The organism is Streptomyces silaceus (genome assembly GCF_001419745.1).
Taxonomy (GTDB): Bacteria; Actinomycetota; Actinomycetes; order Streptomycetales; family Streptomycetaceae; genus Streptomyces; species Streptomyces silaceus.
On the sequence record NZ_LIRJ01000135.1, the window covers coordinates 1 to 25,936 of the forward strand.

Consider the following 25,936-nt stretch of genomic DNA (forward strand, 5'->3'; position numbering starts at 1 on the left):
CGGCGGCCGTCGTCCTCGCGCTCGGGGGAATCGCGCTCACCTCGCGCAACATCAAGCTCTGGATCTTCGTCGCCATCCCGGCGATCGCGATCGTCACCATGACCGCGCGGTACGTGCTGCGCCTCTGGCTGCACAAACAGCGCAAAGAAGGAAGGTGCCTGAGACCAGTACTGGCCGCGGGGAGCCCGGAGACCGTGCACGACATGATCACCCGGGCCCGCAAGTTCCCGCACCTCGGCTGGCGTGTGGACGCCGTCTGCACGGTGGACGGCCTCGGGCCCGACGGCGACCAGCTGAACGGCGTGCCGGTCGTCGGCCGGCTCGCGGACGTCGCGGGACACGTCCGCCGCGACGGCTACCGGGTCGTCGCGGTCACACCGGACCCGCACTGGACACCGGACCGGCTGCAGAAACTGGCCTGGAATCTGGAGGGCAGCGAGGCCGAGATGGTCGTGGCTCCCGTGCTGATGGAGGTGGCGGGCCCGCGGCTGCACGTCGACGCGGTGCTCGGGATCCCCCTGCTGCGGGTCAGCATGCCGACCTTCACCGGAGGCCGCCGGGCCGTCAAAGGGGTGGTGGACCGGATGGGCGCGGCGATCCTGCTGCTGCTGTTCGCGCCGCTGATGGTCGTCGTCGGGCTGCTCGTCCTGGTGGACAGCAGAGGCGGGGCGTTCTACCGCCAGCGCAGAGTCGGCAAGGACGGCCGCGAGTTCACCATCTTCAAGTTCCGCACCATGGTCGTCGGGGCCGACCGGGCGCGTGCCGCGCTCGCCGACCGCAACGAAGGCGCGGGCCTGCTGTTCAAGCTCCGCCGGGATCCGCGGGTGACCCGGGTGGGAGCGGTGCTGCGGCGGTACTCGATCGACGAACTCCCGCAACTCTTCAACGTACTCACCGGATCGATGTCCCTCGTCGGTCCGCGGCCTCCCCTGCCGGAGGAGTCCGCGGCCTACGGACCGGACATCAGGCGACGGCTGCTCGTCAAGCCCGGACTCACGGGTCTGTGGCAGATCAGCGGGCGCAGCGACCTGCCGTGGGAAGAGGCCGTCCGCCTCGACCTGCGGTACGTGGAGGACTGGTCGCTCGCCCTGGACACAGTGATCTTGTGGAAGACGCTGCGTGCGGTGCTCCAGGGACAAGGGGCGTACTGATGCGTGGGGGGCGTCGTCCGAACGATGCACGGCAGGCGGGCCGGAAGGGCCTGCCCTGGGGGAGGAACGAGTCATGAGGGTAAGCGTCCTGGGGCTTGGCTACGTGGGCTGCGTGTCAGCCGCGTGCCTGGCCAGCATGGGGCACGAGGTCATCGGGGTGGACGTCAACCAGGTGAAGGTCGACCTGGTCAACGACGGCAAGGCCCCGGTGGTCGAGGAGCGGATCGGCGAGCTCACCGCCGAGGTCGTGCGGAGCGGGGCGTTACGCGCCACGGTGGACGTCCGCGAAGCGATCATGAACAGCGAGGTGTCGCTGATCTGCGTGGGCACGCCGTCGGAGGCCAACGGCAGCCTGTGCACGACGTACTTGGAGCGGGTCACCGAGCAGATCGGCGCCGCGCTGGCCGAGCGCGGCGGACGGCACACCGTCGTGTTCCGCAGCACCATGCTCCCCGGCACCTGTCTGAACCTGCTGGTGCCGATCCTGGAGAAGAGCCTCGGCGGTACGGCCGGGGTGGACGTCGGGGTCGCGGTCAACCCGGAGTTCCTGCGCGAGGGCACCAGTGTGCGGGACTTCTTCGACCCGCCCAAGACCGTCATCGGTGAACTCGACCCGGCGAGCGGCGACGTGGTGGCGTCGCTGTACGAGGGCCTGCCCGGCGAGGTGTTCCGCGTGCCCGTCCCGGCGGCCGAGGCGATCAAGTACGCGGACAACGCGTTCCACGGCCTCAAGATCGGCTTCGCGAACGAGTTCGGCGCGGTGTGCCAGGCGCTCGGCGTGGACTCGCATCAGGTGATCGACGTGTTCCTCGCCGACCGCAAGCTGAACATCAGCCCCGCCTATCTGCGCCCCGGCTTCGCCTTCGGCGGCTCCTGCCTGCCCAAGGACCTGCGCAGCCTGGTCCACGCGGCGCGACGGGCCGACATCTCGGTCCCCATCCTCTCCCACGTGCTCCCCTCCAACGCCGACCACCTGCAGCGCGCGGTGGACCTGGTGGAGCGCGCCGGCAAGCGCCGGGTGGGCCTGTTCGGGCTGTCCTTCAAGCCCGGCACCGACGACCTGCGCGAGAGCCCGCTCGTCGAGCTGGCGGAAAGACTCTTCGGCAAGGGCTACGACCTGCGCATCTATGACGCCAACGTGAGCCTCTCCCGGCTGATCGGGGCCAACCGCGAGTACATCGAGACCCGGCTGCCGCACCTCGCGCAGCTGCTCGCGGACTCCGTCGACGAGGTGCTCGAGCACGCGGAGGTGTGCCTCGTCGGGACCAAGGATCCGGCCGTGCTCTCGGCACTGCCCCACGGTGACGGCCCGGTGATCGTCGACCTCATCCGCCTTCCCGACGCCGAGGCGCGCCGGACCGAACCGGGATACATGGGCCTTGCTTGGTAACACGACCAGTGGCGACCGGCCGCACCGTCGGGCGCTGATCCTGGTGGAGAACCTGTCGGTCCCGTTCGACCGGCGGGTGTGGCAGGAGTGCACGACACTGCGCGACGCGGGATGGACGGTGGACGTCATCTGTCCCCGGGGGGAGAAGCGGGACACGGAGGCCGAGGCGGTGATCGACGGGGTACGCATCCACCGCTACCCCCTGCGCGCGGCCACCGGTGGCCCCGCCGGCTACCTGAGAGAGTACGGAACGGCGCTGTGGCACACGCTGCGGCTGGCCCGCGAGGTCGGCCCGGTCGACGTGGTCCACGCCTGCAACCCGCCCGACCTGCTGTTCCTGCCCGCACTGTGGCTGAAGAGACAGGGCGCGCGGTTCGTCTTCGACCAGCACGACCTGGTGCCCGAGCTGTACCTCTCCCGCTTCGACCGCGGCAAGGACCTGCTCTACCGCGGCGTGTGCGCGCTGGAACGGCGGACCTACCGGGCCGCGGACATCGTGCTCGCCACGAACGAGAGCTACCGGGACGTCGCGGTGCGCCGCGGCGGCCGGCGGCCGGAGGACGTCTTCGTCGTGCGCAGCGCGCCCGACATCGACCGGTTCCAACCGGTGCCGCCCGAGCCGGAGTTGAAGCGCGGCAAGCCCCATCTGCTGTGCTATCTCGGGGTCATGGGCCCGCAGGACGGCGTCGACTACGCCTTGCGTGCCCTCGCGAAGCTGCGCGACGACCTCGGGCGGACCGACTGGCACGCGGTGTTCGTCGGCGCAGGCGACGCCTTCGACGCGATGGTGGAGCTGTCGAAGCGGCTCGGGCTCGCGGAACACGTGCAGTTCACCGGGCGCATCCCGGACGCCGACCTGGTGCGCTACCTGTCCAGCGCGGACGTGTGTCTCTCGCCCGACCCGCGCAACCCGCTCAACGACGTGTCGACCATGAACAAGGTCCTGGAGTACATGGTGATGGGCCGGCCGATCGTCTCGTTCGACCTCAGAGAGGCGAGAGTCTCCGCCGGTGAGGCCGCCCTCTACGCGCCCGCCAACGACGAGGCCGAGTTCGCCAAGCTCGTCGCGCTGCTCCTGGACGACCCGGAGCAGCGGACCCGCATGGGCGAGATCGGCCGGGAGCGGATCAGCGGAGAGCTGTCCTGGCGGAACTCGCAGGCGTCGCTGCTCGCCGCCTACGCCGCTGCCTGCCGTGACCACGCGCCGGTGTCGGCGGGCGGCCCCGACCGGACAAGGAGGAGGCGGCGTCGTTGAGCGAGGACACGATACGCCTGGTCACGATCGGGCGGATTATCCGTCGGCGCGGGCGGCTTCTCGTCATCGTCACCGTACTGGGCGCACTCGTCGGCTTCGGCGCCTCCCTGCTGTTCCCACCGAACTACACGACGTCGGCATCGGTCCTCCTGTCGGGCCAGTGGGAGGAACGCGAACTGCTCACCCAGGCGGAGATCGCGTCCAGTTCGGCCGTGGCCGACCGCGCCGCCGAGGAGCTCGACTGGAGCGGCGTCAGCGGCAGTGAGCTGCGGGAACAGGTGAGCGCCAAGGCCGCCGACGGAAACATCATCAAGATCTCGGGTACGGCACGGACCCCGGAGCGGGCCCAGCGTCTCGCCGACGAGGTGGCCCAGCAGTACGTCACCTTCGCCGGACGGATCGCGGGCGACGACAGCGACTCCGACACGTCGGCGGGGCCCGAGGACCTGCGCAAGAAAGTGGTGCAGACCAACCGGCGCATCACCGACCTGGCCAACGCGGCCGACCCCGGCCAGACCGTGGAGAGCGTGCAGGCCCGCACCGAACTGGAGAAGCTGCGCACCGCGCTGCAAGAGGCAATGAAGAAGCTCGACGAGGCCGAACCGGGGGCCGGCAAGGCCGGGATGGTCGTCATGGGACCCGCGGTCCGGCCGACCGGTGAGGCGCCGCCGACGAGGATGCAACTCGTCGCCGCCGGGGCGCTGTTGTTCTTCCTGGCCGCGGTCATCGGCCATCTCGTCGCCGCGCGGGCCGGCCGTCGGCTGCGTGGCGAGAAGGAGATCGCCGCGGCACTGGGCTCGACGTTCCTCGGTGCCGTCGACGTACCGGAGGAACCGCCCGCGCGCCGTCCCAAGGGCGGTGGCGCGAAGGCCTGGCTCCGCTGGGCCCTGGGCCTCGACACCCGCTGGGACACACCGACACCTCACACGTCCGACGACGCGGGCAGACGTGTCCGCTACCGGCGGGTGTGCGCCCGTCTGCGCAGCCAACTGCCCGCCTCCCGGGGGCTGCTGGCCGTCGTGCCGGACGGCGACGAGGTCGCCCGCCGGGCCGCCGGGCAGCTCGCCGCCGAGGCGCAGGGCGATCCGTCCGCCAACTCGTCGGGCCGGGGCACCCCCGTGCTGCGCGTGGTGGAGGTCCCGGTGTCCCGGCCGATGGTGCCGGACCGCGGTACCGAGTCCGGTGTCCTGGTCGTGCTCAGCGCGGGCAGTTGGACCGCGCCGGAGCTCGCCGGCATCGCCGCGGCGTGCGCGGACGCGGGGCACGAGATCGTCGGCACCGTCGTCGCGGGCACCGTCCGGGACCGTTCGACACGCACTGATGAGCATTCTCCGCGTCACGCCATGCCTGCGGTCGCGGTCGCCGACGACACGAGGGGAGGTTCGGGGTGACGACGAGCAAGACCACCGAGTCGCCGGCCGCCACTCCGCTGTTCGACCTGCAGTCCCTGGTGGTGGCGGTGCGCAGACGCCGTCGTCTCTGGTCCGCCTTCGCGCTGCTCGGACTCCTGGCGGGCGCGGCGGTCGCGGTCCTGATGCCGCCACCGCCGAGCGCGGTGACCAAGGTGCTGGTCGCCCACCAGGAGGACCAGCCGAACGACACCGGCACGCTGATCCGCACCGACGTCGAACTGCTGGGGACCACACGGATCGCCGACAAGGCGCTGAAGTCCCTCAAGTCCTCGGAGAACCCCGAGGACTTCATGAAGGACTACCGGGGCACCGGCGTGACCAACAACCTGTTGCAGATCGATGTGACAGGTGCCACCGACGCGGAGGCGGTGGCCCGTGCCAAGGCACTGGCCGACGCGTTCGTCACCGACCACGTCCGGCGGATGCGGGACGCCGCGAAGGCGGAGGCCAAGGCCCTGCTCGAACAGCGCGACCGCATGCGCAAGGAACTCACCCAGGTCAACAAGACGATCGGGAACCGCTCGCCGGAGAGCGACCCGAAGTCGTCGGCGAGCATCGAGTCGCTCTTCGCCCGCCGGGCCGAGCTCAACTCGCGCATCGCCGACTTCGACCAGCGCGCCGAGGAGGCACGCGTCGGCACGCCCCGGATCATCGCCGGCACGCAGGTCGTGGACGCACCGCGCGCGGTGCGCCACTCCCTGCCCAGGGCGGCGGCGACCAACGCCGTGATCGGCTGCATCCTCGGGCTCGTCCTCGGGCTCGTGGTGGCCGCGGTCGGCGCGGTGGTGGCGGACCGCCCCGTGCTGCGCCGGGAGATCGCGCGGAACCTGGGCGCCTCCGTCATCGCGGAGCTGCGCCGCGGGGCCCTCTGGCGGGCCGGGCCGTGGCGGCGGCGCCGCACCCGGGAGGCACGCGAACGGCTCACCACGACCCTGGTGCGGGCCGTGCGCGGCTCCGCGGACTCGGTGTCCCTGCTGGAGCTGGGCTGCGCGCGCGACACGGGCGTGATCGCCATGGACGTCGCCCGGGCCCTCGCGGCGGAGGGGCCGGTGGTCGTGATCGACGGCCTGCCCGGACCGCAGCTCGCCAAGAGCCACCGCGAGCCGGGCGACCCGGAGGTCGTCAGCGGCGAGCGTGCCGCGGCCGAACCGCGCCAGGTGCGCCGGCTCGGCGTCGGCTCCGTCGCCCCCGGCACGGCGTGGACCGACCTCCAGTACCTCGGCGGGCAGACCGTGCTCGTCGTACGTGCCGGACACGGCAGTGCCGCATGGCTGCACACCGTCGCACGGCAACTCACGGACCAGCGCATCCCGGTGATCGGCGTCGTGCTGATCGACCCCGATCCGCGCGACCGGACCGACGGCACCCTGTGGGACGGGCAGCACACCGCGCTGCGCGGCCACTTCGAGCGGCTGGCCCGGCAGAACGAGGCGGGCGGGCCGCGGACGGAGCTGCGGTCGAGGCCGGCCGTACGAGTCCCGGACAGCGATCAGGAGGCGCGGTAAGACATGTGTGGCATCGCAGGCACGTACCGGTGGCCGGACGGGAAGGTCGTGACCGACCGGCTCACCGATACCCTCGCCCACCGCGGGCCGGACGGGGCGGGCAGGTACAGCCACCCCGCCGGTGACGGCGAAGTGCACCTCGGGCACCGCCGGCTGGCCATCATCGACCTGTCCGAGACCGGCGCCCAGCCGATGGTCTCGGGCGGCCTCGCCCTGACGTACAACGGCGAGCTGTACAACGCGCCCGAGCTGCGCGCCGAACTGGCCGCCGCCGGGGCGCGCTTCCGCGGCACCTCCGACACCGAGGTGGTCCTCGAGGCCTGGCGGCGCTGGGGCACGGACTGCCTGCCCCGGCTGCGCGGCATGTTCGCGTTCGGGATCTTCGACGAGCGGACCGGTGAACTGGTGCTGGCCCGCGACCAGTTGGGCATCAAGCCGCTGTTCCTGCTCCGGCGCGGCGGGGGTCTGGTGTTCGCCTCCGAGCTCAAGGCGCTCGCCGCCGCCACCGGCGGCACGCTGGAGGTGGACCACGGGGCGCTGGTGGCCTCACTGCTCTACTACTGGGTGCCGGACTCGCGCTGCGCGCTGCGCGAGGCGGAGAAGCTGCCGCCGGGCAGCTGGCTCCGGTGCCGGCCCGACGGCGCGGTGGAGCGCGGCCGGTACTGGCACCTCAAGGACGTCGCGGCCGAGGGCCGGGAGCGGGCCCTCAGCGGCGAGCGGCCGGACCTGGCCGCCATCGTCGAGGAGTCGACCAAGCGGCACCTGCTCTCCGACGTCCCCGTGGCGACCTTCCTCTCCGGAGGCCTCGACTCCAGCTATCTGACCGCGCTGGCGGCCCGCCACCAGCCCGGGATATCCGCCTACACGATCGGATTCCGCGCCGAGGACGCCAAGTTCGAGGCGATGCCCGACGACCTGCGCTACGCCCGGCAGGTGGCCGAGCGGTTCGGCGTCGACCTGCACGAGATCGAGATCGCTCCCGACGTGCTCGACCTGCTGCCGCGGATGACGTACCACCTGGACGAGCCGATCGGCGATCCCGCCGCGATCAACACGTTCCTGATCTGCTCCGCCGCCCGGGAGGCCGGGGTCAAGGTGATGCTCTCGGGGATGGGCGCCGACGAGCTGTTCGCCGGGTACCGCAAGCATCTGGCCAACCTGCTCGCGCTGCGCTACCAGCGCGTCCCGCGCCCCCTGCGGCGCGGGGTGTCCAGGGCCGTGGACCGGCTGCCGGTCGCCTCGGCCCGCCGGGGGTACCGGTCGGTGCGCTTCGCGAAGCGGTTCCTCTCCTTCGCCGATCTGCCGGAGGAGACCGCGTTCCGGCGCAGCTACACCATGTACGACCAGGAGGAGCTGCTCGCCCTGGTCGACCCGGATCTGGCGGGGACGGTCGACGACGTGCTGACCGAGCACGCGGACGTCTACGAGGACAACGACCTCGACGACTTCGTCAACCGCATGTGCCTGGGCGATGCCCGCATGTTCCTGCCGGGCCTGAACCTCACGTACACGGACCGGTCCAGCATGGCCGCGTCGACGGAGGTACGGGTGCCGTACGTGGACGTCGAGGTGGTCAGGGCGGCGTTCGCCTTCCCCGGCGATCGCAAGATCGCCGGACGGCAGGGCAAGGCCGTGCTCAAGGAGGCGGCCACCTCGATCCTGCCGAAGGAGATCGTGTACCGGCCCAAGGGCCTGTTCAGCGCCCCGCTGCGGGCCTGGATGAGCCGGGACCTCGCGCCGCTGGTGCGCGAGGTGGTGCACGACGGCGAGCTCGTCCGGTCCGGTCTCCTGCGCCGCGAGGCGCTGGCGCGCATGGTCGCCGAGGACGCCGCCGGGCAGCGGGACTACTCCAAGCATCTGTGGCATGTGCTGACCCTCGAGTACTGGTATCGCGGCGCGACCTCTGGGTCCGGCCAGAGCACTCGGTTGACGGCTTAGGAATCAGAGGAGTTCGGGTGAAGCAAGTTGTACAGAACTACAAGAGCGGCGAGCTGGCGGTGCTCGACGTGCCGGTACCGGGGTGCAAGCCGGGGGGTGTGCTGGTCCGCAGCGCCTACTCGCTGATCTCCACGGGCACGGAGCTCATGAAGGTGTCCGAGGCCGGCATGTCGATGCTGGGCAAGGCCCGCTCCCGCCCCGACCAGGTGGCCAAGGTCATGCAGAGCGTGGCCACCAACGGGGTGCCCGCCACCTACCGCAAGGTCATGGGCAAGCTGGACTCCTACACGCCGCTCGGCTACTCGCTGTGCGGGGTGGTCGAGCAGGTCGGCGCCGGGGTCGACGACGTGAAGGTCGGCGACCTCGTGGCCTGCGCGGGCAACGAGCACGCGCTGCACGCCGAGCTCAACTGGGTGCCGAAGAACCTCTACACCCCGGTGCCGGAAGGCCTCGCGCCGCGGCACGCGGCCTTCGGCACCGTCGGGTCGATCGCGATGCAGGGCGTCCGCCAGGGCGGGCCGCAGCTCGGCGAGGTCGCCCTGGTCATCGGTCTCGGCCTGATCGGGCAGCTCGTCGTGCAGCTCCTCTCCGCCGCGGGAGTCCGCGTCGTCGGGGCCGACCCCGACCCGGTGCGCTGCGAGCTGGCCGAGAGCCTGGGCGCCGCGGCCTGCGGCGATCCCGCCTCCGCGGCCGTGGAGGCCGCCGTCGCCGAACTCACCGGCGGTCACGGCGTGGACCAGGTGTACCTGGCCGCCGGCGGCGGCAGCAACCAGCCCGTCGAGCTCGCCGCCCGGCTCTGCCGGGACCGCGGCAGGGTCGTCGACATCGGCAAGTGCCGTCTGGACCTGCCGTGGAACGCGTACTACGAGAAGGAGCTCGACGTCCGGTTCTCCCGGTCGTACGGCCCAGGGCGTTACGACCCGGAGTACGAACTGGAGGGCCGCGACTACCCGATCGGGTACGTGCGCTGGACCGAGCGCCGCAACCTGGCGTGCTTCCTCGATCTGGCCGCCCGAGGGAACGTCGACGTGGAGCCGCTGATCTCCCACGTCGCCGACTTCGACGATGCCGTCGACACGTACCAGCGCCTGAAGGACGGCGACCTGAAGGCCGTGGCCGTGCTGTTCCGCTACCCCGCGCCCACGGCGGAAGCGGAAGCGGAAACGGAGGCTCCGTCGGTGGCCGTGCCCGCTGTCGACGTGCGGCGGCGCCCGGCCCGGCCCGTCAAGGCACCGGTGCGCCTCGCGTTCGTCGGCGCGGGCAACTACGCGACGTCGATGCTGCTGCCGCACCTGGCGCAGCGCGACGGCGTCACGCTGTCGACCGTCGTCACCACCACGGCGCTCTCCGCGGCCAACGCGAAGCGCAAGTTCGGCTTCGACGAGGCGACCACCGACCTCGACGCCGTGCTCGGCGACGACTCCATCGACGCCGTGTTCGTGGTCACCCGGCACAGCTCGCACGCCGACCTCACGCGCAAGGCGCTCCTCGCCGGCAAGACGGTGTTCGTGGAGAAGCCCCTGGCGCTGAGCGAGGACGAGCTGGCCGGTGTGCTCGCGGCGGTGGAGGAGTCCGGCAACGACCGGCTGCAGGTGGGCTTCAACCGCCGCTTCTCGCCGCTGCTCCAGGAGGCCAGGAAGCGGTTCGGCACCCGGACCGGTCCGGCGCACCTGCGCTACCTGGTCAACGCGGGCCGGCTCCAGCACGGCAGCTGGTACCTCCAACAGGGCACCGAGGGCTCGCGGTTCGCCGGTGAGGGCGGCCACTTCATCGACACGGCGAGCTGGCTCCTGGGCGCCGACCCGGTCTCGGTGTACTCGGTCGCCACGTCCGGCAACGAGGACCTCCAGGTCGTGCTGCGCTACCCGGACGGCTCCACCGCCACCATCAGCTACGTGACCACCGGCCCGGCCGCCTTCCCCAAGGAGACGCTGGACCTGGTCGCGGACGGGCGTGCGCTGCGGCTCGACGACTTCGTCCGCGCCTCGGTCTACGGCCCCAAGAAGTGGATCAGTTCGCGGCTGCCCAAGGCCCGGGACAAGGGCCAGAACGCCGAACTGGCCGCGTTCGTCAAGGCCGTGCGGACCGGCGGGCCGATGCCGGTGCCGCTCGACTCGCTGGTCGCCACCACGGCGGCCACCCTCGCCGTGCAGGCCGGTCTCGCCGGCGGCGCGCCGGTGACGTTGGCGAGGACGCGATGACGATGAGCGCGGGCTGGTACCTCCGGCGGCTGTCCCGGATGGGGCCGCGGGAGGTCGGCGGCCGGGTGGGCGACGCGGTGCGCAGGCGGCGGTGGCGGTCGGCCCGGCCGGACTGCCCGAGCGTGACCGGCGCCCGGTTCACCGCGGTCCTGCCCGCGGGGACGATCGCCGCGATACCGCCGGACGCCGCGAAGCGTCTCGTCGCCGAGGCGGACCGCCTGATGTACGGGCACGTCGAGTACTTCGGGGTGGTCCGCGACGACCTGGCCGACCCGGACTGGTGGTCCGACCCGAAGACCGGGCGCCGGGCTCCCTGGGGATACGCCTTCGACGTGCCGTACCGCAACGAGGACGCGGTCGGGGACATCAAGCAGATCTGGGAGCTGTCCCGGCACCAGTACCTCACCGTGCTCGCCGCCGCCTACGCGGTCACGGGGCACGAGCGGTACGCCGAGCGGGTCGCCGAGCACCTGCGGTCCTGGTGGACGGCCAACCCGCCGCTGCGCGGCGTGCACTGGATCAGCGGCATCGAACTGGGCATCCGGCTCCTCTCGTGGGTGTGGATCCGCCGGCTGCTCGACGGCTGGCAGGGCGCGGCCGACCTGTTCGAGGACAACCCGGTGGCGCTGAACCAGATCTGGCACCACCAGCGCTGGCTTGCCGCCTTCCCGAGCCGGGGCTCCTCGGCGAACAACCACGTCATCGCGGAGACCGCCGGGCAGTTCGCCGCGGCCTGCGCGTTCGACTGGTTCCCCTCCTCGGCGCGCTGGCGCGCCGGCGCGCTGCGGTCGCTGGAGCGCAACCTGCGCGGCAACACCTTCCTCTCCGGCCTCAACCGCGAGCTGGCCACCGAGTACCACGGACTGGTGCTCGAACTCGGCCTGGCCGCGGTGGCCGAGGCGGACGCCGCCCGTGTGCCGGTCCCCGCGTCGGTCCGCCTGGTCCTGCTGCGGATGACCGACGCGCTGGCCGCCATGGTGGACAGCCACCTGCGGCCGCCGCGCCAGGGCGACGCCGACGACGGACACGGCCTGGTCGTGGACGGCGCGGGCACCGACCGCTGGGGCTCGCTCCTCGCCACCGGGGACGCCGTGTTCGGCCGGCTCGCCTGGTGGCCGGAGGCGACCGGCACCGATGTGCGCACCCCGCTCCTCGCCGCGCTCATCCGCCCGTACGCGAAGGACGGGACCGGACCTGCCGTGTCCCGTCCGGCGAGCCGGCCGGTCCACTTCGCCGACGCGGGCATGACGATCCTGCGCGAGGGGGCTCCCTCGGGGGAGATCTGGTGCCGCTGCGACGGCGGTCCGCACGGCTTCCTGTCCATCGCCGCGCACGCCCACGCGGACGCGCTGTCCCTGGAGGTCCGGCACGACGGGGTCGACGTGCTCGCCGACCCCGGGACGTACTGCTACCACGGGCAGCCCCTGTGGCGGCAGTACTTCCGATCGACGCTCGGGCACAACACCCTTGAGCTGGACGGCACTGACCAGTCCGTCTCCGGCGGCCCGTTCCTGTGGACCCGGCACGCCGGCACGCGCGTCCTGGTCGCGGACACCTCCGACGAGCGGGTGGCCCGCTGGGCCGCCGAGCACGACGGCTACCAGGGGTCCGTGCACCGCCGCCGGGTGGAGCTGACCGCCGCGGACAGGGAACTGAAGGTGATCGACGAGGTGCGCGGCCCGGCCCGGGACGTACGCCTGGCGTTCCACCTCGGCCCGGAGATCACCGCGGAACTGGAGGGCAACCGGGCGGTGCTCACCTGGACCCGGGGCGGCGAGGACCGCTCCGCGGTGCTCGACCTGCCCGAGGAGCTGTCCTGGCGTGCGCACCGCGGGGAGAGCGATCCGCCGCTCGGCTGGTACTCCGCGGGCTTCGGCCGCAAGGAACCCGCCACCACGCTGGTCGGCAGCGGATTCGCGGGCGGCGCGGGGGGATTCACCACCGTACTCAGGTTCCAGGGTTAGGGAGGACGCGTGGGGAACACGTGGCGGAAGCGGGTGTTACCGGCGGCCCCGGTGGCGCTGGTCCTGCTGGCGGCGACCGGCTGTGTGAACGGCGGCGCGTCGGACGCCCCGGCGGGCGCGCCGGCCGAGGCGCGGTCCACGTCCGTGGCCAAGGTGTGCGCCAAGCCCGAGCGCGGGCCGGAGAAGGCGCCGGAGGGCGCGGTGACGGTCGACCCCGGGAAGGTCGGTGACCTGGCCGCGAAGACCAGGAGCAACCCCGCGCACACCACGTTCTGGCTGCGTCCGGGCAAGCACAGGCTCGATCCCGACCGCTACGCCCAGGTCATCCCCAAGAAGGGCAACCGCTACCTCGGCGCGCCGGGCGCGGTGCTGGACGGCCGGAAGGTCAACCAGTACGCGTTCGGCGGCAGCGCCCGCGACGTCACCATCCGCCATCTGACCGTGCAGCGCTTCGTGGCGCCCCAGGACCAGGGCGTGGTCAACCACGACTCGGCCGACGGCTGGGTGATCGAGCACGCGACGATCCAGAACAACTCCGGCGCCGGGCTGATGGCCGGGGCCCGCCAGCAGGTCCGCGCCAACTGCCTGCGCAAGAACGGCCAGTACGGCCTGAACGCGTACAAGCCCAAGGGCGTCATCAGCCGTCTGGTCGTCGAGGGCAACGAGATCGTCGGCAACAACACCGACGACTGGGAGCGGCGGCGGAAGGGCTGCGGCTGCACCGGAGGCGTGAAGTTCTGGGCCGTCGACGGCGCCGACGTCCGCGACAACTGGGTGCACGACAACCGCGGCACCGGGCTGTGGGCGGACACCAACAACAACGACTTCCGCATCGAGAAGAACGTGATCGAGTCCAACGACGGCGCGGCCCTGATCTACGAGACCAGCTACAACGCGGTCATCCGCAAGAACACGATCCGGCGCAACAACTGGGTCGAGGGCCGCAGGTACGCCGAGCGCGGCGACAACTTCCCGTTCGCGACCGTCTACGTCTCCGAGTCCGGCGGCGAACCGCGCATACACGCCCGTACCAAGAAGATCGAGATCTACCGGAACGTGCTGGAGGACAACTGGTCGGGGATCACCCTGTGGGAGAACGCCGACCGGTTCTGCAACAGCCCGGCCAACACCTCGTCCGGTGACTGCACCCTGCTGGTGAAGGACACCGACCGCTGCGCGAAGCCGGCGATCTCCACCGCGCCGCTGTACTCCGACTGCCGGTGGAAGACCCAGCGGGTGGACATCCACGACAACCGCTTCGTCCTGGACAAGTCCGTCGTCGACTGCACGGCGAAGTGCGACCGCATGGCGGTGCTCGCCAACTACGGCACCTATCCGAACTGGTCGCCGTACAAGGGCGAACGGGTGGCCGAGGCGATCACCCGCGAGCAGCACAACCGCTGGTACGACAACTCCTACGTCGGACCCTGGAAGTTCGTGGCCCACGACCCGAGCCGGGTGCTCGACTTCGGGCAGTGGCAGGGCGCGCCGTACCGGCAGGACAAGAACAGCACCTTCCGCGCGCGGGGCGGTGGCCGCGATGGGCAATGACACCCCGAAGGCCGTCGGGATCGTCTGGGGGCTGCTGATCCTCAACACCCTCGGCTCCGCGGGGGCGAAGACCATCGTCCCGCTGCCGCGCTCCCTCATCCAGATGGTCACCATGGGCTCGCTGGTCGCCGCGTTCGCGCTGGCGCTGGCGCTCAATCTCCGGGTGCGCATCAGGCCGAGCGCCTTCCTGCTGCTGCTCACCCTGCTGCTCGTGCCGAGCGTGATCTCCAGCGCGAACCTGGAGTCCGGGTTCGGCGCGCTGTTCCGGTGCGGCAGGCTGGCTCTCTTCGTCGGCACGCTGTGGCTGCTCAGCCGCTGGTGGGACGGCGGCACGACGTTCGTACGGCACCACATCCGGATGTATTTCGCGGTGCTCGTCTCGGTGGCCGCGGGCGCGGCCATCTCACCGGGCGCGGCCCTGCCCGAGCTCTACGGCGGGCGGCTGGTCGGCGCGCTGTGGCCGCTCACCCCGCCGCAGATCGGCCAGTACGCCGCGGTGATCATCGGGCTCACGGTGCTGCTGCTCCTGGGCGGCAGGACCGACCGGGCCAGCGCGGCCTTCGTCGTCGTGCCGTCCGTCGTGCTGCTCGCGATGACCCATACCCGTACGGCCACGCTCGGTCTGCTCATCGGCCTCGCGCTGGCGATCGGCTCGCTCGTCCTGACCAGCGCCGCCGCCCGCCGGTTCTTCCTGTGGACGGTGGTGTCCGCCACGGTGATCGCGGTGGGCTTCACCTCCGCGCTGCAGACGTGGTTCCTGCGCGGACAGACCCAGGAGAACTTCTCCAACCTCACCGGCCGGGCCAAGGTCTGGGACGCCCTCCTCGCGGCTCCCCGGTCGACCGGGGAGCAGTTGTTCGGTGCGGGCCTGGGCGACAAGTCGTTCGACGGGCTGCCGATCGACAACAGCTGGCTGGCCGTCTACCAGGAACAGGGCCTGATCGGCGTCATCCTGGTGGGGGCGATGATCGCCGTCCTCGCCGGCGTCGCCCTGCTGCGGCCGCCGTCACTCGCGAGGGCCTGCGCGATCTTCCTGATCAGCTACTGCGCGATCGCCTCGTACACCGAGGCGGGCCTCGGCGACGCCTCGCCGTACCTGCTGCACCTGACCGTGGCCGCCTCGCTGCTCGCGGCACCCGCACCCGCCGAGGTCACCCAGCTGCCGACGCCCGCGGCGCCTCGACGGCACGTCCCGAGCTGGGCCCGACGATCGGAGGTGAGCTGAGCATGCGCGTCCTCGTGGTGCACAACCGCTACGCGTCGGCCCAGCCGAGCGGGGAGAACAAGGTCGTCGACCAGGAGGTGGAGCTGCTGCGCGCGGCCGGCCACCAGGTCGACCTGTTCGAGCGGCGCAGCGACGACATCGCCGCCATGTCCCTGCCGGCCAAGGCCGCGGTGCCGCTGCTCGTGCCGTGGAACCCGGGGGTCCGCACGGAGCTGGCCGCCCGGCTGCGCGCCGAGCGGCCGGACGTGGTCCACGTCCACAACGTCTTCCCGCTCCTGTCGCCCGCGGTCATCGCGGCCTGCGCCGACGCCGGCGTGCCCGCCGTCGCCACGCTGCACAACTACACCCAGATCTGTCCACCCGGCACGCTCCAGCGGGACGGCAAGCCGTGCACCGAGTGCGTCGGCGCCACACCGCTGCCCGCCGTCCGGCACGGCTGCTACCGCGACTCGCGGCTCGCGACGGTGCCGCTCGCGGTCAGCCTGTCGGTCAACCGGCGGCGCTGGTGGTCCGGCGTGGAGCGGTTCTTCTGCATCTCGGCGGCGCAGCGCGACGTCCTGGTGCGGGCCGGCATGCCGGCCGAACGCCTCGCGGTGAAGCACAACTTCGTGCCCGACCCGGACGCCCGCAGGTCGGGCGCCGGCGAGCACGTGCTCTACCTCGGCCGGCTCGCGGAGGCGAAGGGCGTGCGGCTGCTCATGGCCGCGTGGGACGAGATCACCGCGAGCGGCGGCGTGGGCGTACCGCTCGTGATCGCCGGCACGGGGCCGCTGGAGCAGGAGGTGACCGCCTGGGCGGCGGGCCGCGACGACGTGCGATACCTGGGCCTGTGCGACACCGCCCGGTGCCGGCGGGCCATCGCGGGATCGGTCGCCGTGGTCGCGCCCTCGACGTGGCTTGAGGCCTTCGGCCTGGTGGTCGTGGAGGCGATGGCGGCCGGGGTCCCGACCGTCGCCGCCGGTCACGGCGCCTTCGTCGAACTCGTCGAGGACGACGTGACCGGGCTGCTGCACCGGCCCGGCGACAGCGCCTCGCTCGCGTCCCGCATCCGCCGGATCACGGCCGATCCGGGGCGCAACCAGGAGATGGGCCGGGCGGCCCGGCGCCGGTACGAGCAGGGCTTCAGCCCGGCCGTCGGCCTGGAGCGCCTGGTGGAGGGGTACCGCACCGCGATCGCGGTGCGGTCCGGCGGCGGAGACAGCGCGCCGCCGACAGGAAATGGAAACACAGGCTCGCGGCGGGGGGCCCGCGCGAGCAGGGATGGGGGCAGGAAATGACACGATGCCGACTCTGCGGCTCGACGACGCTGGCCAGCGTCGTCGACCTGGGGGCGACTCCGCCGTGCGAGAGCTTCCTCTCGGCGGACGAACTGGACGAACCGGAGCCCGCGTACCCGCTGCACCTGCGGGTCTGCACCGACTGCTGGCTCGCGCAGATTCCTCCGCTGATCACGCCGGAGGAGACGTTCAGCGAGTACGCGTACTTCTCCTCGTTCTCCACCTCCTGGGTGGAGCACGCGCGTACGTACGTCGCCGACGCCGTGCAGCGGGTGGGCCTCGGTCCGGACGCCTTCGTGGTCGAGGTCGCGAGCAACGACGGGTACCTCCTGAAGCACGTGGTGGACCGGGGCGTCCGCTGCCTGGGCATCGAGCCGTCGGTGAACGTCGGCGCGGCGGCACGGGACGCCGGCGTGCCCACGCTCACGGAGTTCCTCGACCCGGCCGTCGGCGCGGACGTCCGCGCCGAGCACGGCCCGGCAGACCTGGTCGTCGCCAACAACGTGTACGCGCACATCCCCGACGTCGTCGGGTTCACCCAGGGGCTGCGCGCCCTGGTCGCCGACGACGGCTGGGTCTCCATCGAGGTGCAGCACCTGCTGACCCTGATCGAGGAGAACCAGTACGACACGATCTACCACGAGCACTTCCAGTACTACACGGTCGCCTCCGCGATCCGGGCGCTCGCGAGCGGCGGACTCGCCCTCGTGGACGTCGAGCTGCTGCCCACGCACGGCGGCTCCATCCGGCTGTGGGCCCGGCCCGCCGAGGTGGCCGGCGAGCCCTCGCGGCGGGTGGCCGACGTGCTGGCCAGGGAGAAGGCCGCCGGGCTGCAGGAGCTGTCCGGGTACACCGAGTTCTCCGCGCGGGTGGCCAAGGTGCGCCGGGACCTCCTGAAGTTCCTCATCGAGGCCGCCGAGCGCGGTGAGACGGTCGTCGGCTACGGCGCCCCGGGCAAGGGCAACACCCTGCTCAACCACTGCGGCATCCGGCCCGACCTGCTCGCCTACACGGTCGACCGCAACCCCTACAAGCACGGCAGGTACACCCCGGGCACCCGCATCCCGATCCTGCCGCCCGAGCAGATCGCCGCCGACAAGCCGGACTACGTGCTCGTCCTCCCGTGGAACCTGCGGGCCGAGCTGACCGAGCAGTTGTCCTTCGTCCACGAATGGGGCGGCCGCCTGGTCTTCCCCATCCCGGAACTGAGCATGGTCGAAGGCGCGTCTTTGAAAGAGGTCACAGCATGAAGGTCGTCCTGTTCTGCGGCGGTTACGGGATGCGGATGCGCAACGGCTCGTCCGACGACGTGCCCAAGCCGATGGCCATGGTCGGCCCCAGGCCGCTGATCTGGCATGTCATGCGCTACTACGCGCACTTCGGGCACAAGGAGTTCATCCTGTGCCTCGGCTACGGCGCCCACCACATCAAGAACTTCTTCCTCAACTACGAGGAGACGACGTCCAACGACTTCGTCCTGCGGGGCGGCAAGACCGAGCTGCTGTCCACCGACATAGCCGACTGGACGATCACGTTCGCGCAGACCGGCGTCGAGTCGCCGATCGGGGAGCGGCTGCGCCGGGTCCGCCACCACCTGGACGGCGACGAGATGTTCCTCGCCAACTACGCCGACGTGCTCACCGACGCCCCGCTGCCGGAGATGATCGACTCCTTCGCCCGGCGCGACGCCGGCGCGTCGATGATGGTGGTGCCGCCGCAGTCCTCGTTCCACTGCGTGGACCTGGGTGAGGACGGCCTGGTGGGCGGCATCACCGCGGTGAGCGAACTGCCGCTGTGGGAGAACGGCGGCTACTTCGTGCTCCGCCAGGAGGTCTTCGACCACATCCCGGAGAACGGGGACCTGGTCGCCGACGGATGCGCCCAACTGGCCAAGCGGGGCCGCCTCGTGGCGCACCAGCACCGCGGCTTCTGGAAGCCGACCGACACGGTCAAGGAGCGGGCCGCGCTCGACGCCGGCTACGCCAGGGGCGAGCGCCCGTGGGCCGTGTGGGAGCGGGACAGCATCGGGGTGCGCGCGTGATCCGGCTCGGGGCGGGGCCCCTGGAGAGCGTCGTCGCGGTGGGCGCGCACTGCGACGACATCGCCATCGGCGCGGGCGGCACCCTGCTCGCGATGTGCCTCGCGCGGCCGGGCCTGAGAGTCGACGCGCTGGTGCTCTCCGGTGGCGGCGGCGAACGGGAGCAGGAGGAGCGGGCCGCGCTCGCCGCCTTCTGCCCCGGTGCCGAACTGGACGTGACCGTGCAGAAGTTGCCCGACGGCCGCTTTCCCGCGCACTGGGAGGAGGCCAAGGCCGCGGTCGAGGAACTGCGGGCGACGACCGAACCCGATCTCGTCCTCGCCCCGCGCACGGACGACGCGCACCAGGACCACCGCGGCCTGGCGCGGCTGATGCCCACCGCGTTCCGCGACCACCTCGTCCTCGGCTACGAGATCGTCAAGTGGGACGGCGACCTCGGCCGTCCGGCGGCGTACCAGCCGCTGACGCCCGAGATCGCCGAAGAGAAGGTACGGCTGCTGCAGGAGCACTACCCCTCGCAGCGGCACCGTCCCTGGTACGACCGGGAGGCCTTCCTCGGCCTCGCCCGGATCCGCGGTATCGAATGCCACGCGCGCTATGCCGAGGCGTTCGCCGTCACCAAGTTCACGCTCGACCTGGGGGATTGAACCTTGCGCGTACTGCTCACCGGACACCAGGGCTACCTGGGCACCGTGATGGCTCCCGTCCTCACGGCCGCCGGACACGAAGTCGTCGGCCTCGACGCCGGCCTGTTCGCCGACTGCGTCCTCGGCCCGACGCCCGCCGATCCCTCCGGGCACCGGGTGGACCTGCGCGACATCACGGCCGAGCACGTGGCCGGCGTGGACGCCGTGATCCACCTCGCCGCCCTGTCCAACGACCCGCTGGGAGCGCTGGCCCCGGACCTCACCTACGACATCAACCACCACGCGTCCGTACGCCTGGCGCGACTGGCCCGGGACGCCGGAGTGCGGCGCTTCCTGTACGCGTCGACGTGCTCCGTCTACGGCGCCGCGGGCGGCAGCGGACTGGTGGCCGAGGACGCCCCGCTGCGCCCCGTGACCCCGTACGCGGAGTCCAAGGTGCGGGTCGAGGACGACCTGCACGCGCTGGCCGACGGCGACTTCACCCCGGTGTACATGCGCAACGCCACCGCCTTCGGCTACTCGCCGCGGCTGCGCGCCGACATCGTGCTGAACAACCTGGTCGGCCACGCCCTCCTGACGGGCGAGGTGCTCGTGCTCTCCGACGGCACGCCCTGGCGCCCGCTGGTGCACGCCGCCGACATCGCACGGGCCTTCACGGCCGCGCTGACCGCGCCGCGCGAGGCCGTGCACGACCGGGCGTTCAACATCGGCAGCGAGGTCAACAACGTCACGGTCGCCGAGATCGCCGAGCAGGTCGCCGAGGCGGTCGCCGGCTCGAAGGTCCGGATCACCGGGGAGACCGGCGCCGACCCGCGCTCGTACCGCGTGGACTTCTCCGCCTTCCGCGCCGCCGTGCCCGGCTTCGACTGCGAGTGGACGGTGAAGCGGGGCGCGCTCGAACTCGCCGAGGCCTACCGCACGCACGGTCTGACCCGCGAGGACTTCGAGCAGCGCTTCACCCGCCTCGCCGTGCTGCGCGCGGCGTCCGAGGCCGGCACCGTCGACGACACCCTGCGGTGGCGCCGATGACCGCGCCCGGCGAGGAGATGCACGCCCTGGTGCGGCGGCTGTACCCGCTGTGCCGGAGCATCACCGGGGACGGCGTGCGCGCCACCCTGAAGATCGTCGACGAGTACGTCCCGCTGCAGGTGCACGAGGTGCCGACCGGTACGCAGGTCCTCGACTGGACGGTCCCGCAGGAGTGGAACATCCGGGACGCGTACGTCGCCGACGGCGCGGGCCGCCGCGTCGTCGACTTCGCCGCGTCCAGCCTGCACGTGCTCGGCTACAGCGTGCCGGTCTCGGCGACCATGCCGCTGTCCGAGCTGCGCGGACACCTGCACACCCTGCCGGACCACCCGTCCTGGGTGCCCTACCGCACCAGCTACTACAAGCCGGAATGGGGATTCTGCCTGGCCCAGGAGACGCTGGACGCGCTGCCGGACGGCGACTACGAGGTACGCGTCGACTCCACCCTCGCGGACGGCCACCTCACCTACGGCGAACACGTGGTCCCGGGACAGGTCCCCGACGAGGTGATCGTCTCCTGTCACGTCTGCCATCCGTCGCTGGCCAACGACAACCTCGCCGGCATCGCCGTGGCGACGTTCCTGGCGCGGGAGCTGGCCGAGCGGACGCCGTACTACACCTACCGGTTCATCTACGCCCCCGGCACCATCGGGGCGATCACCTGGCTGGCCCGCAACGCGGAGCGGATCGACCGGGTCAAGCACGGCCTCGTGCTGGCCTGCGCCGGAGACCGGGGCCACCTGACGTACAAACAGAGCAGGCGCGGCGACGCGGAGATCGACCGGGTCCTGAAGCACGTGCTGGCCACCTCCGAACGGCCGCACAGCATCCGCGAGTTCACGCCCTACGGCTACGACGAGCGGCAGTACTGCTCACCCGGGTTCGACCTCGGCGTGGGCTCGCTCAGCCGGACCCCGTACGCCGCCTACCCCGAGTACCACACCTCGGCGGACAACCCGGACTTCGTCTCCCCGGAGGCGATGGCCGACACCCTCGCCGTCTGCCGCGAGGCGTTCGCCGTACTCGACAGGAACCGGAGGTACCTCAACCTCAGCCCGTACGGCGAACCCCAGCTGGGCCGGCGCGGCCTGTACGACTCGCTGGGCGGCCGCAGCGACGCCAAGCAGGCCGAGATGGCGATGCTCTGGGTGCTCAACCTCTCGGACGGCGACCACAGTCTGCTGGACGTCGCCGAGCGGTCCGGGCTGCCGTTCGACACCGTCGCCACCGCGGCCGGCGCCCTGCGCGGCGCCGGGCTGATCAAGGCATGACGCCGATGCCCACCGAGGGGGAGAGGGCGACGACACCGGCGGCCCCGGCCGGACCCACCCGGCGCACCGCCAAGCGGGCCATCCTCGGCCGGCTGTCCTGGGGACTGGCCGACCAGGCGGCCTCCAGCCTGTCCAACTTCGTGGTGGGCATCTACGTGGCACGCTCGCTGGGCCTCTCCGCGTTCGGCGTGTTCAGCCTGGCCTGGGTGACCTACGGCGTGGTCCTGAGCGTCTCCCGGGGCCTGGCCACCGACCCGCTCGTGGTGCGCTTCAGCGGCGTGTCCGACGCGTCCTGGCGCGGGGCGGTGGCCCGCTCGTCGGGCACCGCGCTGGGCGTGGGCGGCGCCATCGGAGCGGTGTGCCTGGTCGTCGGGCTCGCCCTCGGCGGTGAGCTGGGCACCGCGTTCGCCTGCCTCGGCGTCATGCTGCCGGGGCTGCTGCTCCAGGACGCCTGGCGGTACGCCTTCTTCGCCGCCGGCGCCGGGCGCAAGGCGTTCGTCAACGACCTGGTGTGGGGCGTCGCGCTCGTCCCGGCCATGGTGGCGGCCGCCCGCGTGGGCAGCGTGGCCGCCTTCGTGCTCGCCTGGGGCGCGTCCGCCGCGGTCGCCGGGGCGTACGGCATCCTCCAGTCCGGCATCGGGCCCCGGCTCACCGGTGCGCGCGAGTGGCTGCGCGCGCACCACGACCTCGGCTCCCGCTACCTGATCGAGAACGTCTGCACCAGCGGCGCGAGCCAGCTGCGGGCGTACGGCCTCGGCGTGATCGTCGGGGTCAGCGCGGTCGGCGTGGTCCGGGGCGCCGAACTCCTGCTCGGCCCGTTCATGGCCGTGCTGATGGGCCTTTCGCTGGTCACCGTCGCGGAGGCGGCACGGGTCCTGCGCAGGGCCCCGCACCGCCTCGGCCTGTTCTGCCTGCTGCTGGGCGGCGCGCAGGCCGTCGCGGCGCTGCTCTGGGGCGCGGCGCTGCTACTGATGCCCGACCGGCTCGGCGAGCTCGCGCTCGGCGACGTCTGGAGCTCCGCCTCGGGGCTCATCGTCCCGGCCGTGCTCGGCGTCGCGGGCGCCGGGCTCGGCACCGGCGCGGCGGCCGGTCTGCGGGCGCTCGGCGCGGCCCGGCGCAGCCTGCGCAGCCAGCTCTTCGCCTCCACCTGCTATGTCGGCGGCGGGCTCGGCGGGGCGGCCGTGGCCGGCACGCTCGGCTCGGCCTGGGGCGTCGCCGCCGCGACCGTCTGCGGCTCGGCCGTGTGGTGGCTGCACCTGCGCTCGGCCCTGCGCGAGCACCACAGGAACACCCTTCGTGAAGTGAGGACCTCATGACCGCCCACCCCAGGCTGAGCATCGGCCTGCCCGTCTACAACGGCGAGGAGTACCTCGCCGAGTCGCTCGACGCCCTGCTCGGCCAGACCTACGAGGACTTCGAGCTGGTCATCACCGACAACGCCTCGACCGACGGGACGCAGGACATCTGCCGCGCCTACGCGGCGCGGGACGCCCGCATCCGGTACCTCCGCCTGCCGCGCAACATCGGCGCCGCGCCGAACCACAACTACGTGTTCACGCAGTGCCGCGGCGAGCTGTTCAAGTGGGCCTCGCACGACGACCTGTACGCCCGCGACCTCCTCAAGCGCTGTGTGGAGGCGCTGGACGAGCGGCCGGACGTGGTCCTCGCGCACTCCGGCCAGGCGGTCATCGACGAGGAGGGCAAGGTGAAGGTCCCGTACGAGTACGGGATCGCCACCGACTCGCCGCGCGCGCCGGAGCGCTTCCGCAGCTTCCTCTTCGAGCCCGGCGGCGACGACTTCTACGGCGTGATGCGCGCCGACATGCTGCGCCGGGTGAAGCCGCACGACAGCTATCACCACGCCGACCGCACGTTCGTCGCGGAGATCGTCCTGCACGGGCCCTTCCACCAGGTCCCGGAGCTGCTGTACTTCCGCCGCGACCACCCCACCCGCGCCGAGCGGGCGAACCCCTCCAAGCGCTCCCGGTGCGTCAACCTGGACCCCCGCAGGGCGGGCGCCCTGCACCCGACGCCCCGGCTGCTCGCCGAGTACGTGTGGGGCTTCGTCGCGGCGATCCGGCGGGCGCCGCTGTCCGCCGCCGACCGGCGCGCGTGCTACCGCCACCTGGCCACGTGGATGACCAGCCGGGCCCGGCCGGGCGCCGGCGAGCGGGTCGAGGACCGCGCCCCGGTCGACCCGGCCCGGCTCGACGTCTCCGTCGACGCCCTCGTCGCCGGGCGCGAAGGCCGTGGAGGTCCCGACGGACGCGAGGGCGCCGTGGGGAGGCAGGCATGACGGACCGAACCCCGGTGCGCGTCGGGGTGTTCGGCCTGCTCGGCTCCGGCAACCTCGGCAACGACGGATCCCTGGAGGCCGTGCTCGGGCATCTGCGCGCCGAGCACCCGAAGGCGGCCGTGGACGCGCTGTGCGGCGGGCCCGAGGCCGTCGCGGCCCGGTACCGGATCCCCGCGACGCGGCTGCACTGGTACCGGGGCGAGTACCGGACCGCGTCCCGTGCGGGCGCCGTCGCGGGCAAGGGCCTGGGCAAGCTCGTCGACGCCTTCCGCACCGCAGCCTGGGTGCGGCGGCACGACGTGGTGATCGTGCCGGGCATGGGCGTCCTGGAGGCCACGCTGCCGCTGCGGCCGTGGGGTTTCCCGTACGCGCTGTTCCTGCTCTGCGCGAGCGGCCGGCTGTTCGGCACCCGGGTCGCCCTGGTCGGCGTCGGCGCCGCCCCGATCGGCAACCGGCCGACCCGGACCCTGGTGCGCTGGTCCGCGCGGCTCGCCACGTACCGGTCGTACCGCGACACCCTGTCCCGCGACGCCATGCGGGCGATGGGCGTGGACACCACGCGCGACGAGGTCTACCCGGACCTCGCCTTCGCCCTGCCGACACCGCCCGCGGGCGCGCCCTCGGAGAGGCCGGGCCCGGTCTGCGTCGGCGTCATGGACTTCCATGGCGGCAACGACGACCGCGCGCGGGCCGAGGAGATCCACCGGCGCTACCTGGAAGGGACGACGCGCTTCGTCCGCGCGCTGGTCGAGGAGGGCAGGCCGGTCCGGCTGCTCACCGGCGACGCGTGCGACGCCCCGGTGGTCGCCGCGATCCTCGACGCGGTGGACTCGCCGCTGGTCACCGCCGCCGAGGCGGCCTCGCTCGCCGACCTGATGAAGGAGACGGCGGCGGCCGACACCGTGGTGGCGACCCGGTACCACAACCTGGTCTGCGCGCTGAAGGTCGGCACGCCCACGCTCGCGCTCAGCTACGCGGCGAAGAGCGACGCGCTCATGGACCGGATGGGGCTCGGCGAGTTCCGCCACCCCGCCCGCGACGTCGACGCCGACCGGCTGCTCGAACAGTTCCGGGAGCTGGAGCGGCGCTCCGCGGAGCTGCGGAAGACCCTCACCGAGAAGAACCTGATCGCTGCCCGCCAACTGGAGGAGCAGTTCACCGCCTTGACCGCGGCACTGTTCCCGGCGGCCGGCACCGGTCACGCCCACGCCCACGCCCTGCGGGAGACCCCATGAAAGCGACCCACGTCCCGGCGATCCACGGGGCGTTCCTGTTCGAACCGACGCCGTACGCCGACGAACGCGGCTTCTTCTGCCGCACCTTCGACGCCGACGTCGTCCGTTCGGTGGGCCTCGACCCGAACGCCTTCATCCAGGACAGCGTGTCCCGCTCGGTCCGTGGCGTGCTGCGCGGCCTGCACCTGCGCTCCGGCGCCGGCGAGGCCAAGCTGGTGCGCTGCTCGTACGGAAGGATCTTCGACGTCGTCGTGGACCTGCGGCCGGACTCCCCGACGTACCGCAACACGGCCTCCTTCGAACTGTCCGGCGAGACGCAGCGGACGCTGTACATCCCGGCCGGCTGCGCGCACGGCTTCCAGGCACTGACCGAGACCGCCGACACGTCGTACCGGATCGACCGTCCGCACGACCCCGCCGAGGACGTGACGATCGCCTTCGACGACCCGGAGCTCGCCATCGACTGGCCGCTGCCGCCCACGTCGATGTCCCCGCGGGACCGGGAGGCACCGAGCCTCGCCGAGGCCCTGAAGCACATGGAGAGTTGAGGT

The 25,936-nt window shown here is 72.3% G+C and carries 20 protein-coding genes; all 20 read left to right on the forward strand.

What is annotated here, in order from left to right; all coding sequences use genetic code 11:
* On the forward strand, positions 1-1,151 hold a 1,151-nt coding region (locus AOK22_RS14555), incomplete at its 5' end, for a sugar transferase (protein WP_055699064.1).
* A gap of 73 nt (positions 1,152-1,224) precedes the next feature.
* Positions 1,225-2,541, forward strand: a complete 1,317-nt coding sequence (locus AOK22_RS14560) for a nucleotide sugar dehydrogenase (RefSeq protein ID WP_055699065.1) — start codon at positions 1,225-1,227, stop codon at positions 2,539-2,541.
* Positions 2,531-3,796, forward strand: a complete 1,266-nt coding sequence (locus tag AOK22_RS14565; protein ID WP_055699066.1) for a glycosyltransferase family 4 protein — start codon at positions 2,531-2,533, stop codon at positions 3,794-3,796. The genes AOK22_RS14560 and AOK22_RS14565 overlap by 11 nt, the downstream gene beginning before the upstream one ends.
* Positions 3,793-5,187: a Wzz/FepE/Etk N-terminal domain-containing protein gene (locus AOK22_RS14570; RefSeq protein ID WP_055699067.1), complete on the forward strand. Its 1,395-nt coding sequence runs from the start codon at positions 3,793-3,795 to the stop codon at positions 5,185-5,187. Before AOK22_RS14565 ends, AOK22_RS14570 begins: the two co-directional genes overlap by 4 nt.
* Entirely contained in the window at positions 5,184-6,713 is a 1,530-nt protein-coding gene (locus tag AOK22_RS14575) for a Wzz/FepE/Etk N-terminal domain-containing protein (protein ID WP_055699068.1), read from the forward strand. Before AOK22_RS14570 ends, AOK22_RS14575 begins: the two co-directional genes overlap by 4 nt.
* Before the next feature lie 3 nt (positions 6,714-6,716).
* Positions 6,717-8,651: an asparagine synthase (glutamine-hydrolyzing) gene (asnB, locus tag AOK22_RS14580; protein ID WP_055699069.1), complete on the forward strand. Its 1,935-nt coding sequence runs from the start codon at positions 6,717-6,719 to the stop codon at positions 8,649-8,651.
* Between the two features lie 17 nt (positions 8,652-8,668).
* Complete coding sequence (locus tag AOK22_RS14585) at positions 8,669-10,852, forward strand: bi-domain-containing oxidoreductase (RefSeq protein WP_055699070.1); 2,184 nt, start codon at positions 8,669-8,671, stop codon at positions 10,850-10,852.
* Positions 10,849-12,816, forward strand: a complete 1,968-nt coding sequence (locus AOK22_RS14590) for a heparinase II/III family protein (RefSeq protein WP_055699071.1) — start codon at positions 10,849-10,851, stop codon at positions 12,814-12,816. The genes AOK22_RS14585 and AOK22_RS14590 overlap by 4 nt, the downstream gene beginning before the upstream one ends.
* A gap of 9 nt (positions 12,817-12,825) precedes the next feature.
* Positions 12,826-14,367 (forward strand): right-handed parallel beta-helix repeat-containing protein, encoded by a 1,542-nt coding sequence (locus AOK22_RS14595; protein ID WP_055699072.1) that lies wholly within the window; start codon positions 12,826-12,828, stop codon positions 14,365-14,367.
* Positions 14,357-15,592 (forward strand): hypothetical protein, encoded by a 1,236-nt coding sequence (locus AOK22_RS14600; RefSeq protein ID WP_055699095.1) that lies wholly within the window; start codon positions 14,357-14,359, stop codon positions 15,590-15,592. Before AOK22_RS14595 ends, AOK22_RS14600 begins: the two co-directional genes overlap by 11 nt.
* A gap of 2 nt (positions 15,593-15,594) precedes the next feature.
* Positions 15,595-16,869: a glycosyltransferase gene (locus AOK22_RS14605; RefSeq protein WP_055699073.1), complete on the forward strand. Its 1,275-nt coding sequence runs from the start codon at positions 15,595-15,597 to the stop codon at positions 16,867-16,869.
* Complete coding sequence (locus AOK22_RS14610) at positions 16,866-18,119, forward strand: class I SAM-dependent methyltransferase (protein ID WP_055699074.1); 1,254 nt, start codon at positions 16,866-16,868, stop codon at positions 18,117-18,119. The genes AOK22_RS14605 and AOK22_RS14610 overlap by 4 nt, the downstream gene beginning before the upstream one ends.
* Positions 18,116-18,910 carry a sugar phosphate nucleotidyltransferase gene (locus tag AOK22_RS14615; RefSeq protein WP_055699075.1) on the forward strand — a complete coding sequence of 265 codons (795 nt, stop codon included), beginning with the start codon at positions 18,116-18,118 and terminating at the stop codon, positions 18,908-18,910. The genes AOK22_RS14610 and AOK22_RS14615 overlap by 4 nt, the downstream gene beginning before the upstream one ends.
* Positions 18,907-19,554: a PIG-L deacetylase family protein gene (locus AOK22_RS14620; protein ID WP_055699076.1), complete on the forward strand. Its 648-nt coding sequence runs from the start codon at positions 18,907-18,909 to the stop codon at positions 19,552-19,554. Before AOK22_RS14615 ends, AOK22_RS14620 begins: the two co-directional genes overlap by 4 nt.
* Before the next feature lie 3 nt (positions 19,555-19,557).
* Complete coding sequence (locus tag AOK22_RS14625; RefSeq protein WP_055699077.1) at positions 19,558-20,583, forward strand: NAD-dependent epimerase/dehydratase family protein; 1,026 nt, start codon at positions 19,558-19,560, stop codon at positions 20,581-20,583.
* On the forward strand, positions 20,580-21,854 hold the full coding sequence (locus tag AOK22_RS14630) for a DUF4910 domain-containing protein (protein WP_193433160.1): 1,275 nt from the start codon (positions 20,580-20,582) through the stop codon (positions 21,852-21,854). Before AOK22_RS14625 ends, AOK22_RS14630 begins: the two co-directional genes overlap by 4 nt.
* Positions 21,851-23,170: an MATE family efflux transporter gene (locus tag AOK22_RS14635; protein ID WP_055699079.1), complete on the forward strand. Its 1,320-nt coding sequence runs from the start codon at positions 21,851-21,853 to the stop codon at positions 23,168-23,170. Before AOK22_RS14630 ends, AOK22_RS14635 begins: the two co-directional genes overlap by 4 nt.
* On the forward strand, positions 23,167-24,150 hold the full coding sequence (locus tag AOK22_RS14640) for a glycosyltransferase family 2 protein (RefSeq protein WP_055699080.1): 984 nt from the start codon (positions 23,167-23,169) through the stop codon (positions 24,148-24,150). The genes AOK22_RS14635 and AOK22_RS14640 overlap by 4 nt, the downstream gene beginning before the upstream one ends.
* A complete protein-coding gene (locus AOK22_RS14645) occupies positions 24,147-25,385 on the forward strand; it encodes a polysaccharide pyruvyl transferase family protein (RefSeq protein ID WP_055699081.1) in 1,239 nt (412 codons plus the stop codon). The genes AOK22_RS14640 and AOK22_RS14645 overlap by 4 nt, the downstream gene beginning before the upstream one ends.
* Positions 25,382-25,933 (forward strand): dTDP-4-dehydrorhamnose 3,5-epimerase, encoded by a 552-nt coding sequence (gene rfbC, locus AOK22_RS14650; RefSeq protein WP_055699082.1) that lies wholly within the window; start codon positions 25,382-25,384, stop codon positions 25,931-25,933. The genes AOK22_RS14645 and rfbC overlap by 4 nt, the downstream gene beginning before the upstream one ends.
* Positions 25,934-25,936: the final 3 nt, after the last annotated feature.

What these genes read in the sequence shown, in the direction of transcription:
- AOK22_RS14630 (WP_193433160.1), top strand. Translation starts at nt 20,580, where the DNA reads ATGACCGCGCCCGGCGAGGAGATGCACGCCCTGGTGCGGCGGCTGTAC.
- AOK22_RS14615 (WP_055699075.1), top strand. Translation starts at nt 18,116, where the DNA reads ATGAAGGTCGTCCTGTTCTGCGGCGGTTACGGGATGCGGATGCGCAAC.
- AOK22_RS14635 (WP_055699079.1), top strand. Translation starts at nt 21,851, where the DNA reads ATGACGCCGATGCCCACCGAGGGGGAGAGGGCGACGACACCGGCGGCC.
- AOK22_RS14560 (WP_055699065.1), top strand. Translation starts at nt 1,225, where the DNA reads ATGAGGGTAAGCGTCCTGGGGCTTGGCTACGTGGGCTGCGTGTCAGCC.
- rfbC (WP_055699082.1), top strand. Translation starts at nt 25,382, where the DNA reads ATGAAAGCGACCCACGTCCCGGCGATCCACGGGGCGTTCCTGTTCGAA.
- AOK22_RS14610 (WP_055699074.1), top strand. Translation starts at nt 16,866, where the DNA reads ATGACACGATGCCGACTCTGCGGCTCGACGACGCTGGCCAGCGTCGTC.
- asnB (WP_055699069.1), top strand. Translation starts at nt 6,717, where the DNA reads ATGTGTGGCATCGCAGGCACGTACCGGTGGCCGGACGGGAAGGTCGTG.
- AOK22_RS14590 (WP_055699071.1), top strand. Translation starts at nt 10,849, where the DNA reads ATGACGATGAGCGCGGGCTGGTACCTCCGGCGGCTGTCCCGGATGGGG.
- AOK22_RS14605 (WP_055699073.1), top strand. Translation starts at nt 15,595, where the DNA reads ATGCGCGTCCTCGTGGTGCACAACCGCTACGCGTCGGCCCAGCCGAGC.
- AOK22_RS14645 (WP_055699081.1), top strand. Translation starts at nt 24,147, where the DNA reads ATGACGGACCGAACCCCGGTGCGCGTCGGGGTGTTCGGCCTGCTCGGC.
- AOK22_RS14640 (WP_055699080.1), top strand. Translation starts at nt 23,167, where the DNA reads ATGACCGCCCACCCCAGGCTGAGCATCGGCCTGCCCGTCTACAACGGC.
- AOK22_RS14600 (WP_055699095.1), top strand. Translation starts at nt 14,357, where the DNA reads ATGGGCAATGACACCCCGAAGGCCGTCGGGATCGTCTGGGGGCTGCTG.